The organism is Weissella tructae, assembly GCF_000732905.1.
In the GTDB taxonomy this organism is placed as follows: domain Bacteria; phylum Bacillota; class Bacilli; order Lactobacillales; family Lactobacillaceae; genus Weissella; species Weissella tructae.
The window spans coordinates 914,297-926,775 of sequence record NZ_CP007588.1 but is presented as its reverse complement, the minus strand read 5'-3'; the positions used below and the strand labels follow the sequence as shown (position 1 = coordinate 926,775).

The 12,479-nt window shown below is 41.0% G+C and carries 13 protein-coding genes; 12 read left to right on the top strand and 1 reads right to left on the bottom strand.

Features of this window, described 5'->3' with window-relative positions:
• Nucleotides 1-31 precede the first annotated feature (31 nt).
• Nucleotides 32-763, bottom strand: a complete 732-nt coding sequence (locus WS08_RS04465; RefSeq protein WP_009496328.1) for a M15 family metallopeptidase — start codon at nucleotides 761-763, stop codon at nucleotides 32-34.
• A gap of 105 nt (nucleotides 764-868) precedes the next feature.
• Here WS08_RS04465 and WS08_RS04460 point away from each other — a divergent pair, with 105 nt between their 5' ends.
• The 12 genes from WS08_RS04460 to WS08_RS04405 all read left to right on the top strand — a co-directional run bounded on the left by WS08_RS04460 (nucleotide 869) and on the right by WS08_RS04405 (nucleotide 12,408).
• Nucleotides 869-2,050 carry an aminotransferase class I/II-fold pyridoxal phosphate-dependent enzyme gene (locus WS08_RS04460; RefSeq protein ID WP_009496329.1) on the top strand — a complete coding sequence of 394 codons (1,182 nt, stop codon included), beginning with the start codon at nucleotides 869-871 and terminating at the stop codon, nucleotides 2,048-2,050.
• A gap of 72 nt (nucleotides 2,051-2,122) precedes the next feature.
• Nucleotides 2,123-2,743, top strand: a complete 621-nt coding sequence (locus WS08_RS04455; RefSeq protein ID WP_009496330.1) for an ECF transporter S component — start codon at nucleotides 2,123-2,125, stop codon at nucleotides 2,741-2,743.
• Between the two features lie 188 nt (nucleotides 2,744-2,931).
• The gene (locus WS08_RS04450) at nucleotides 2,932-4,011 is read left to right on the top strand and encodes a DUF805 domain-containing protein (RefSeq protein WP_009496331.1); all 1,080 of its coding nucleotides are present in this window, start codon (nucleotides 2,932-2,934) and stop codon (nucleotides 4,009-4,011) included.
• 61 nt (nucleotides 4,012-4,072) lie between these two features.
• Nucleotides 4,073-5,179 (top strand): GGDEF domain-containing protein, encoded by a 1,107-nt coding sequence (locus WS08_RS04445; protein WP_038528482.1) that lies wholly within the window; start codon nucleotides 4,073-4,075, stop codon nucleotides 5,177-5,179.
• Nucleotides 5,180-5,236: 57 nt separating this feature from the next.
• On the top strand, nucleotides 5,237-5,704 hold the full coding sequence (locus WS08_RS04440) for a hypothetical protein (protein WP_009496333.1): 468 nt from the start codon (nucleotides 5,237-5,239) through the stop codon (nucleotides 5,702-5,704).
• A gap of 94 nt (nucleotides 5,705-5,798) precedes the next feature.
• Nucleotides 5,799-6,596, top strand: a complete 798-nt coding sequence (locus WS08_RS04435) for a shikimate dehydrogenase (RefSeq protein WP_009496334.1) — start codon at nucleotides 5,799-5,801, stop codon at nucleotides 6,594-6,596.
• Between the two features lie 25 nt (nucleotides 6,597-6,621).
• A complete protein-coding gene (aroF, locus tag WS08_RS04430) occupies nucleotides 6,622-7,635 on the top strand; it encodes a 3-deoxy-7-phosphoheptulonate synthase (RefSeq protein ID WP_009496335.1) in 1,014 nt (337 codons plus the stop codon).
• Nucleotides 7,622-8,683, top strand: coding sequence for a 3-dehydroquinate synthase (aroB, locus tag WS08_RS04425; protein WP_009496336.1), 1,062 nt, complete (start codon nucleotides 7,622-7,624; stop codon nucleotides 8,681-8,683). Before aroF ends, aroB begins: the two co-directional genes overlap by 14 nt.
• A 2-nt stretch (nucleotides 8,684-8,685) precedes the next feature.
• Entirely contained in the window at nucleotides 8,686-9,864 is a 1,179-nt protein-coding gene (gene aroC / locus WS08_RS04420; protein WP_009496337.1) for a chorismate synthase, read from the top strand.
• On the top strand, nucleotides 9,864-11,156 hold the full coding sequence (aroA, locus tag WS08_RS04415) for a 3-phosphoshikimate 1-carboxyvinyltransferase (RefSeq protein ID WP_038528478.1): 1,293 nt from the start codon (nucleotides 9,864-9,866) through the stop codon (nucleotides 11,154-11,156). The genes aroC and aroA overlap by 1 nt, the downstream gene beginning before the upstream one ends.
• A 24-nt stretch (nucleotides 11,157-11,180) precedes the next feature.
• A complete protein-coding gene (locus WS08_RS04410) occupies nucleotides 11,181-11,690 on the top strand; it encodes a shikimate kinase (protein WP_009496339.1) in 510 nt (169 codons plus the stop codon).
• Entirely contained in the window at nucleotides 11,683-12,408 is a 726-nt protein-coding gene (locus WS08_RS04405) for a type I 3-dehydroquinate dehydratase (protein WP_009496340.1), read from the top strand. The genes WS08_RS04410 and WS08_RS04405 overlap by 8 nt, the downstream gene beginning before the upstream one ends.
• Nucleotides 12,409-12,479 lie beyond the last annotated feature (71 nt).

Sequence of the window (12,479 nt, the reverse complement as noted above, 5' to 3'; positions counted from 1 at the left end):
TTAAGTGATTGGCTGTTTTTCATTATCGTATTTAGTCAACCCAAGCGTAGACAGGCTTAGAGCTGCTGTATAATGCATGTGGTTGATCGGATACCCAGGCCCAATTTTGGTTCCCGTAGTCAAAATGCCACCATTCTTCAGCGTAATTCGTAAAGCCAACGCTGATCATGATGTGGTAAAGCAAACGTCGATTATCGCGTGCAGTGATGTCGGCATCTGATGTGTCACTTTGTTCATAGTAATCTGTACGTGCGCGTTCGCTAATGTCATCAAAAGGACTTCCCATATCAAGTAAACGTCCTTGTGGATCTACAATAGATAGGTCAATCGATCCACCAGTATTATGAGGGGATGGCTTGTTAGGATCTAATGATGGCAACGCCACGATACGCAATGCAGCTTGTTCAATTTCTTCAGGTGTGTAGTCTGGATTATCACGCGCAACAAAACGGCACATTTGATCGAATAGTGCTTGTTGTGTGTTAATTGAACGCCACGCATCTAGTAAGACCAATTTGTATCCTTCAGGTAGTAGCTTTGCTGCTTCTACTAATTTAGCTTGGACGTCTGGACGGGCATATAATTCAATTTCAGATCCAGGTAACTTTTGTAGCGCATATTGCGGACTCACCAACATTTGTGTTGGTAGATAATTTAATGAAATCAAGGCATCATCTGTAGGTTCAATAGGCACTTGTCGAATGGCGACCCAATCCCAGTTGGGCTTTGGTAAAGTGATTGCAGTTTGCGTGTAATCAAGCATAAAATACCTCTTTCTGTACGTATACCAATTAAGTTCTCGTTATGGAAATAAATGTATCCTGATTCCTTAACACAGTGTAAACACGTGTGTATGGGAGGGACTCACATGACAAAAGAATTTAATCAATTGCTTAATCCTATTGTAACGAATTTAGCCCCTGATGGGTTGACCAATTTTCAACGCATTATTAGTGATATTCCAGGTATTGTTCGCCTAACCTTTGGTGAACCAGGTTTTGACGCCGATGCGCGTATTAAAAATGCTGTTATTGCATCTGTAGAAGAAAATAATTCACACTATACAGATCCGACGGGTGAACCAGAACTGCGTGATGCAGTGCAATGCTACTTTAATCAAAAATACAAAACGAATTATCCCAGTGCAGATAATGTTTTGGTCACGGCAGGTGTTTCTGAAGGAATCAATGTTGTCTTTATGACATTATTAGCACCGGGGGAAGGTGTATTAATTCCAGAACCTGCTTACGCGCCTTATTTTGCAGCATTGGATTTGGCACACGCTAACGCGGTATCAATTAATACGCGCGCAACAAAATTTAAATTAACACCTGAACAGGTTGAAGAGGCGATTAACCATGCAGAAGTCCCTGTTAAGGCCATTTTGTTTAATTACCCAACTAATCCAACCGGAGTGACGTATACACGAGAAGAATTAGTGGCTTTAAGTGCGGTTTTTGAAAAGCATCAATTATGGGTTATTTCAGATGAAATTTACTCACAATTAACATATGACCAAGAACATGTTTCATTAGCAGAATTATTACCAGAGCAAACGGTTATGATTACAGGTCTGTCGAAGTCACATGCCTTAACGGGGTATCGTTTGGGATTCATTCTAGCTAGTGAGCGCTTTATGATTCAAGCTCGTAAGGTACACGACACGTTGATGTTTTCATTGCCAAAAATTCTACAAGATGGTGCATTAGCAGCCATTACACAGGCTGATGAAGTTGTCGCAGAGATGCGCGATATCTATCGTGAACGTCGTGATTGGGTGCTGGCAGATCTTGAGTCACTAGGATTTGACGTGATTACACCTGAAGGGGCATTCTACTTATTTGCAAAGATTCCAACAGATATGGGCGACGATGGCTATGCATTCGCTTTAGACTTGGCAAATGAAGCCAAAGTGGCAGTAATTCCTGGTGCAGCCTTTTCTGAATCAACAAAGGACTATATTCGTATTTCATATGCGGCATCAGATGCTGATTTGAAAGAGGGGATGCAACGAATCCATCGCTTTTTGGAAACTAAGCGTGTAAAGTAGACAATATGCTCGATTGAAGAGCTTTCATGGTAAAATAAAGGATACATTAAATACAAAGGGGTTGCAGGAGTCATGTCGCAACAATTAACACGCAGTCGACGTCTTGTTTTAACATCATTATTTATTGCCATCATCTTGGTACAATCGATTGTGCCATGGTTAGGGACATTGCCTTTAGGGGCCTTTGTTTTAGGTGCTGCGGTAACGATTATTACCTTTACGGTTGCAATTGGCGCAATTGTATTAGGACCACGTACAGGTGCACTCTTAGGCTTAGTATGGGGATTGTACTCATTGTGGCATGCTTGGACAGCTGTGCCGAGTATTGGCGCCTTGATTTTCCGTAATCCGATTGCAGCCCTATTTCCTCGAATTATGGTTGGTTTATTGATTGGACTTTTGTATCAATATTGGGTTAAACAACGCCCTTTGAAGAAACAAGCACCATACTTGATGATCTTGGGTGGCTTATCAGCATTTATTAACACTGCGTTGGTACTGTTGATTACATGGGTGAGTTTTTCACTTATGAATACATCATTTACGGGGATTCCTGATACTGGATTGGCGAATTGGTTAATTACATCGATTGCTGGTTTTAATGGTATTTTTGAAATTATTGCAGGAATGATTTTAGTGCCGTTAATTGGAATGCCTGTGCTCTCTTATTTGAAGCGTCAAAACCTAATTTAAATGTGATATAACCGAAATGCCATGACATATATGTCATGGCATTTTTAAGTATAAGTCTCGCATTTATTCTCACGTGTTTAGAAAGATAAAATGACGTTGATAATATTGGGTATGAACATCAAAAACAAGACAAGTGTAATGTATAATAGAGAATAAGTAGCTGTTTAGAGGAAGTAGGGGGATTAGATATGAAATTATATCTAGAATTTTGGAAACAGGCGTTTGATTTCACGGGAGAAACCACACGCTATACATATTGGTATATCCAATTAATCAACTGGATTATTCTATTGACGTTGATTGATGGGATGTTCTTGGGGATGACGCTAAGTCATACATTAACAGCCATGCGAATTCCGGTATGGATAGGAATTATCTTAATTACATTGTTTACTGTTTTGTCATTTGTGCCAGATATTGCAATATCTGTACGCCGCTTACGTAATGCCGGATTACCATGGGCACTCATTATCTTGAAGATGTTCAATACTGTTTTTGACATCATCATGTTATTACCTGCAAAGGTCCGAATTGCCCGTACAGCGCGTAAAGAACGATTCATGGGATTAGCTGGGCTAAGTATTGGAAGTAGCGTCATTGGGATACTGTCACTTCTCGTTAGCCAAAATATTACTGTACCAACGCTACTTGTGAGCTTTGGATTAATTGTTGGTCTAGCCGACTTAGTTTTGAATAAGAAACGTCGTCGCATTATGGTATTGATTAGTGTCCTAGTAGCGTTGGTCGGTTTCGTATTTATTTTGTCTAATCGCACAATTACGCAATTCAATGATGTTTATGAGAACAGTGATACGGTACTAGCGATGGATCGTCTTGTATATGATGCCTTGAATAAGGAATCATTACACGATGGCCGACCAGCTGATGAACTAACAGTTGTGAAAGCTCATGACTCAGCCAAAATTAACGGCGTCGTATTTGAAGTGATTTCTACGGAAGAAGTCACGGACGATTATATTCGTGTTGCGTTGAATATTCAAAATACAGGGGAACAAAATTTGGAGTTGTCTGAGCTGAATTTTGAATTGGCTGAAGATAGCACGACACAACGCATGTTGCAATATGATCCATATGCTGCGACATACGATCTTGAAGCATACAATTTCCGTTTTGTGAAAGATCAAGTTGTGATGCCAGGGGAAACGATTAAGGGAACTGTGGCTTTTGAAGCGCCGATTGCAGATGCTGGTTACCTAGTTGTGGGTGAACCTAATGAGCGTGAGATTGCATTTGAATTAAAGCATTAGTATTTCAGTCTGGGATACAGCCTGAATTAAAAGAGTAGTACAGAAGAGTAAGGATCGAATTATGTATATGTTTTTGGGATTTTTGATTATTTTAACCGTTGCGATGAACGCAATGTTAACGCTTGGACTATTGTCCAAATTGAACGACCGATTAGTGAGTAGAAAATGGAAAATTGTTTTGATATTTTCTATGTATCTAACGCTCACATACACGTTGGTCTTGATGACAGATCAAATGTTAGGGGTGATCATTTTAAGTTATTTGCCTATTTTGGCTGTCTATGAATTCTTTGATTATAAAACCATTATGTGGGCTATTTTAGTTAATCCGTTTGTGATTTTAATTTATAACTGGTCCTTTGATATTCCGATTACAGGGGGAGAATTTTTGTATACCCTAGTATCAACCTACATTAGTTTAATGATTGCATTGTATCTGTTTGGTAAAGGAACAGATAATCAAATGCGTTTAATTGCGGTGGGGATTTTGTTGAGTACTTTTGAAATTGTGCAACAAATTCGTTGGTATTCATTGATGCCTAATGACATCATCCTGTTTACAGGAATGAACATTTTTGCCTATTCAATTGCTATTATCCTAATTGACTTATTGTATGTTCGTTTATTGAATTTTGAAAAGGATATGTATCAAGATACGTATGTTGATACATTAACTAATCTGTATAACTTCAAAGCATTTGATGAAGACTACGACAAAGAATTTGTTAATTATAATTACTTGTTAGCGATTGTTGATATTAACGGATTTAAAGTAATTAATGACACGTTTGGACATGCAAAAGGGAACATGATTTTAGAAATTGCGTCTGATTTATTGGCAGAGTCATTTGCCCCACACTATAATTTATTAGATTATAAAGTTTATCGGTATGGTGGTGAAGAATTGATTACAAGTATTCGTTTGGATGAACACTTAGATTTAAAAACACAGTTTGATGAAGTTGAAAGAATTCTCAATGATGTGAATGCAAAATTAGGGGATCGTACCGCAGATATCATTCATCAACGTGTCTCATTTTCTGGTGGCATGACAGCATATAGTTTCTGTGATTTCAATAATGAGGCCACTTTTGAACGTGCTGATCAGTTGTTGTATAAAGCGAAAGCAGATAAAAATATCGTCATTAAAGTCGATGATGCACTGTAGTTGGCGGTGCTTATGATTGAATTGATAAAGAAAGTTTAGAGTTAGAGGAGAGTTTTAATGCGTTTACGAAAGATATTGCTAGGCATGCAAGAAACATTATTGTTTCGCGCGAATGTCCTGCGTAAGTCATTTAACATGAAAGTTGTGTACGCTCATGTCTTTATTTTCATGTTAGGTGTGGTTGGTGTGTTGGCGGGGAAGATTGATGGATTCCCGTATGCATTACGCCTACAAGAAATTGGATTGTATCTATGTCTGTACTGTATTGTATTTTTGATTATTCACAGTATTGGTTACTTTGTTTTAGACACCGATCATTCGGACTCAATCACAGATGCGGTGAATTGGTTTAAGAACTTGTCACGTCGTAATAAGTTGGTTTGGGTGTACTCGTTTGTACCAGTACTTTTGATTGCCTTGATGGTGATTTTTGAATTCCCTGACTTTTCATCACTATCAGATTTTGTAACAGTGGTGACAATTGCTGTTTTGCCACCGTTCTTATGGGCAATGAAGAATAATTAAATCCGATTAAAAAGCAGATAAATTTAAGAGCGATTAAATTTGGGTGCGGTATAATTAAACATAGAAATAATGAAAATTAGGAGGCGACACGAATATGCAAAAATTTGGACTAATTGGTTGGCCAATTGAACATTCGTTGTCGCCCAATATACATAATGCTGGCTTTTCAGCAGAAGGTACTAACGCGGAGTATACGTTAGTGCCGATTCAGCCAGAAAATTTTGAACATGAAATTATGGACGTCTTACAAACGTACCAAGGCCTCAATGTGACGACGCCGTATAAACAACGTGTCATGTCTTATTTAGATGTCATATCAGACGTCGCTCAGAAAACCGGAGCTGTTAACACAATCTATCGTGGAGAAGATGGCCTACTCTACGGTGACACAACTGATGGTTTTGGCTTTTGGCAATCGAGTCATATTAAAGCTGGGCAAAATGTTGTGATGATTGGGTGCGGTGGTGCAGCTCGTGCCATTATGGCGACTGTCCCAGAATCCGTGAAGTTGTTTATTTTGAATCGTAAGAGTCCACGGTATGAAGGCTATCAAGAAGTCGTAGCGGACTTGTTAGGGTCAGATGTCCACGACATCGAAACATTTTCTGATTGGGCTGCTGTGGATGTTTTGATCGATGCAACGTCTGTAGGATTAGGTAGTGAAGAGACGGTTCTCAACCAAGAACAGCTGGCTCTTTTACCGGCTAAGGCGCGGGTGATTGATCTCAAATATCGAGGTCAACAATTGACGCCTTTATTGCAGAAGGCACAACAAATTGGATTAGAGACGATGGACGGACAAGCAATGTTATTAGAACAAGCCATCCTAAGTCATCAACAATGGATACAATCAGAACCACATCGAGAAAGTATGATGCAAGCGTTGCGTTAAGACGCGTCAAAAAAGGGGAAAGCTTATGATTATTGTTTTGCGTACGAATGAAGAAGCTCAGGGCCTTTTAAAGGATTTGCAAGAAGCGAATATTGAGCATGTGGTTAACTATCAAAATCGTGTTGGTGTTGCAGGATATACGACTATTGCAGCGTTACCAGTGGCTATCCAAAAGAAGCTACCCGCTGACGTACAAATTGAACAAGCGGCCGCAAACGCAATTCAAGTGTCACGAGCGTTCCATCCAGATGATACGGTGATAGAAACAGCCCATAGTCGAATTGGTGGCGCAGAATTAACATTAATTGCTGGTCCAGATTCAATTGAAAGTGCAACCCACATCGTTGAAATGGCCAAGCAAGTGAAGGCGATGGGAACGACAATTTTACGTGGTGGTTCGTTCAAGCCGCGTACAAATCCATATAGCTTCCAAGGTCTTGGTGAAGAAGGTTTGCAATATCATCGAGCTGCGGCCGATGAATTAGGATTGGATATGATGACTGAGATTATGTCATCACAAGATTTTGATTTAGTGGATACGTATACAGATATTTTCCAAGTAGGGGCACGTAATATGCAAAACTTCAGTTTGTTGAAGTTACTGGGAAAGCAAAACAAGCCAGTTGGATTGAAGCGTGGTATGTCTGCAACAATTGATGATTTATTGAATGCAGCAGAATATATTATGGCGAATGGTAATCCGAATGTCTTTCTAATTGAGCGTGGTATTCGTACTTTTGACGCGAAATATACGCGTAACACATTGGATGTCATGGCCGTGCCTGTTTTACGTGAATTAACGCATTTACCAGTCTTGGTAGATCCATCACACGCTACAGGAAAACGTTCCCTAGTTGTGCCTGGTGCGCGTTCAGCCGTTGCAGCTGGTGCCCAGGGGTTAATGTTTGAAATTCATGAAAATCCAGATGCGGCATTTGTGGATGGAGCACAAGCTATTACGCCAGCAACATTGGCGCATGTGCTGCCGGAACTACAAACAATTCACCAACTCGTGGAGGTATCAGATGATTACCGTTAATACGCAAGATACAAGTTACGAAATTGAACTTGATGACAAGTTACGTGAAGATCTGGGTCAACGTGTAAGTCGTATTTGGACGGCACGGAAGGTGATGATCATTACTGATCATCACGTTGGACCATTGTATCTAGATGAAGTTAGCCAACAATTACGTGATGCTGGTTTCACTGTTGCGACAACGACAGTTAACGCTGGTGAAGGGGCTAAGTCAATCGCAGTCGCTGAAAAGATTTTAACGCGTATGACAGAACTAGGTTTCACGCGATCAGATGGTGTCTTTGCTTTAGGTGGTGGTGTTGTCACTGACTTATCAGGGGTCATCGCCTCATTGTATATGCGTGGGATTGGGCTAATTCAAATGCCAACCTCACTACTAGCACAAGTTGATGCGAGTATTGGTGGAAAAACCGCGTTAAACTTAGCGGGCATTAAAAATGTGATTGGGTCATTTTATCAGCCTGATTTGGTTTTGGTTGATCCAAGTACCTTAGCAACAATGCCAGCCCGTGATTATGCAGCTGGTTATGCTGAAGTGATTAAAATGAGTTTATTAGCGGGTGGCGAATTTGCTGAAATGACAGGAGCGATTACATCACTAGCGGATGTTCGTGAACATCAAATGCCCCTAATTGAAGCGTCAATTCTCTTTAAAAAGAAAATTGTTGAAGAAGATGTATTTGATCATGGCCAACGTCAGACGTTGAATTTTGGTCATACATTTGGGCATGCCATCGAATTGTTATCAGACGGTGAGTTACGTCATGGTGAGGCAATTGGTATTGGGATGGTCACAATGTCTGACCGTTTTGAGCGAGATGGTTATACAGAGGCAGGAACCACTGAAGCAATTGTGCAACGTTTGCAGGCGGTTAAATTACCTGTCTTTTCACAATTGTTTAGTCATCCAGATTTCCTATCATCATTAACACATGATAAGAAACAACGTGGTCAACAAATTGATCTGATTGGTTTGGCCAAAGTGGGTGAACCAGTCATGCTCCAAAAAACAATGGCTAAGTTACCAGAATTTATTGAAGGAATGTAAGTATGCGTTATATGACAGCCGGCGAAAGCCATGGACCAGAAGAAGTTGCGATTGTTGAAGGTATCCCTGCAGGGATGCCGCTTTCTGCAGCGGACATTAATCATGAATTACAACGACGCCAACGTGGATACGGTCGAGGTGGACGTCAATTAATTGAAAAGGATACTGTCACTATTATGGGTGGTATCCGTCATCAAGTAACTTTAGGATCACCAATTGCCTTGAATGTGCATAATGATGATCATAATAACTGGACAGCTATTATGGATCCTGATGCCGAAGCGACACCTGAAAATACGACACGAAAAGTCTTGCGACCACGCCCTGGTCATGGTGACTTAGTCGGTGGTATTAAGTATGGACATAAGTCTGATTTACGTAATGTTTTAGAACGTTCATCAGCACGTGAAACAGTGATGCGAGTGGCTGTAGGTGCGGTTGCTCGTAAGCTACTTAAATTGTTGGACATTGATGTCCATGGCATTGTTTTGAATGTAGGACCTGTTTGGACTGACACTGAAAAGATTCTATCTTTCCCTAATCTAGCCAGCATGCGTGAAACAAGTGAAGGATTTGAAACCCGTACACTTGATGAAAAAACGGACGCTGCTATGCGTGAATTGATTGACGCAACGAAAGTCAATCGTGATACAGTCGGTGGAACGGTTCAAGTCATGGCAACGGGTGTACCAGTTGGGCTTGGTTCATACGTTTCGGCAGATACAAAATTAGATGCAAAAATTGGTCAAGCAATCTTAGGTATTAATGCGTTTAAGGGTGTGGAATTTGGTGGTGGTTTTGCGAATGCTGAAAAATTCGGTAGCGAAGTCATGGATGAAATTTACTGGACCGAAGAACGTGGTTTCTATCGTGGATCAAATAATTTAGGTGGTTTTGAAGGTGGCATGACGAACGGAGAGATGATTGTGGTTAAAGGAGTTGTAAAGCCAATTCCAACACTATATCGTCCGATGCAAAGTGTTGATATTGACACGCATGAAAATCATCGTGCCTCAATTGAACGCTCTGATACAACGGCTGTTTCAGCCGCAGTTGTCATTGCGGAAGCCATGGTGGCCATTGAATTGGCCAAAGCCATTTTAGATAAATTCGATGCAGATAATATGGAGACATTGATTGCGCAAGTTGCTGCACATCGTAAAGCCGTGCGTGAATTCTAATGGGTATAAAACAGTTAAAATCAGCACCAGCAGGTTTACAAGGAAGCGTTCAAGTTCCAGGCGATAAAAGCATGTCACATCGTGCGGTGATGTTTGGGAGTGTCGCAAACGGTCAAACAAAAATTACCGGTTTGTTGGCATCGGAGGATATTGAACGTACGATGACTGTCTTTCAACAGATGGGCGTTAGCATGACACAAGAAGATGGTTGTTGGCTAATTGATGGGATTGGCTTTGATGGCTTACATGCACCACAAGAAGCACTAGATATGGGTAATTCAGGAACCACAACGAGGCTATTACTAGGTCTTTTAGCGGGGTCTGCATTTCCTTTGACCTTCTATGGTGATCAAAGTTTGTCTAAGCGACCATTAGGTCGGGTTTTAACACCATTGAAAGACATGGGCGTTATGTTACAAACAGAGACAAATGCCTTGCCAGTCACACTAACTGGTAAGGTTGCCTTACACGGTATTTCTTACACGCTACCAATGGCATCAGCACAAGTTAAAAGCGCCATCTTGTTGGCTGGATTACAAGCAAGTGGGACGACAACGGTTATCGAACCAATGCCAACACGTGACCATACCGAACGTATGTTACGTGAATTTGGTGTTGATGTAACGGTACGAGATAACGCTATTAGTGTGCAAGGTGGTCCACAGTTAACCGGAACGAACGTGATAATTCCTGGGGATATGTCATCAGCTGCGTTTTGGCTTACTGCGGGATTACTTGTCCCAAATAGTCAGATTACCATTACACAAGTGGGGGTTAATCCAACACGTGTTGGTCTATTACGTTTATTGGAACGTATGGGGGCCAACTTCCCAGCGTTAGCAACAAGCGATGACGTAGAACCCGTCATGGATTTACAGGTGGCGACACAAGACTTACAGGCGATTACTGTTACAGCAGAAGATGTGCCACAAGCCATTGATGAAATGCCATTGTTAGTATTGGCAGCGACACAAGCTAAAGGAACCACCGTTATTTCTGGTGCGAGTGAGTTACGTGTGAAGGAATCTGATCGTATTACTGCTGTGACGACTGAGCTGAACAAGTTAGGCGCCCATATTGAAGAACGCCCTGATGGGTTTGTGATTCATGGTGGGACACCGTTGGCTGTATCTGAACCAACGATCGTTGAAGTTTATGACGATCATCGGATTGGGATGATGCTTGCTATCGCAGCGTTAATTACTGATGGAGAGGTCCAATTATCGGACGGTAATGTTGTCGATATCTCTTACCCAACGTTTTTCAATGATTTAGAAAAATTAATGCAATAAGTCTAATGGAAGGAAGTGGTCATAATGAAATTGATATTAATTGGTTTTATGGGAGCGGGGAAAACAACCACCGCAGAATTACTTAGCCAACAATTAGATGTTCCCATGTGGGATACAGATGTGATGCTGACGAAAGCAACTAGGCAAACGCCTAGTGAGATTTTTGCAACACAAGGTGAGACTGTCTTTCGAAAATTAGAGCAGGATATTTTACGAAAATCTTTGAATGAAAATGGTGTTTTAGCAACAGGTGGTGGTGTGATTGAAAAAGCCGAAAACCGCGTGTTACTAAAAAATACGATGATTCCTGTGTATTATTTATCAGGGAGTTTTGGTCAAACCATGGAACGTATCGTGGACGATACAGACCGCCCGATTTTACAAACAAATAGCTTAGCGGCGGTTGGGGAATTGTGGCGTGAACGTCTACCTAAATACACAGAAGCAGCAGACATCACGATTCATACAGACAATAAAACACCGCAAGCAATTGTGGATGAAATTTTGGCACATCATCGGGCACACTATGAGTAAAAAATTACGAATCGGTCAGAAAAATCGTCCGGGGAATCGCCCGTTTATTGCGATTCCAATACAAGCTAAGAACAAGCAAGAGTTATCTACATGTGTACGGATAGCGAACGAATCACATGCAGATGTGATTGAATGGCGAATTGATGCTTGGCAAGATTTGCAAACATTAACACCAACCGTTATTGTGGCAACCATTGCGGAAATTCAGCAGCCAATGATCCTGACTTGGCGAACAGCCGAAGAAGGTGGTCAAAAAGCCTACGACAGGAATGCATATTATCGTCTGTACAAAACGGCTATTACGTCAGGCGTGGGAGCGATTGATCTTGAAGTACGATGGATTAAAGAGTTAGCCGAGTTACGTGCATTAGCCAACCAGTATGATGTCCCCGTCATTGCATCACGTCATGATTGGGAATGGCCCATCGATATGACTGAGCGATTGATGTCATTGAAAGATCTACCTGTCGATATCATTAAATACGCTGTAACAGTTGAGCATGAAGAGCAAGTAACTCAGCTATTAATGACAACACAGACATTGTCTGAAATGACAGAGCAACCGCTTATTACGATGGGGATGGGATCGTATGGTAGTGCAACAAGACTAGATGGTTTTACATATGGGTCACAATTAACATTTGCGCATCTAGGTGTAACGTCTGCGCCAGGTCAGTTAACGTTGCATGAAGTGCGAAATCATTTCGAGGTAGATTGAGTGATTTGAATGTCGTCGTGATTGTTCGAAATGCTCTATATAATTACCAACTTAAATGCATACAAAAAACG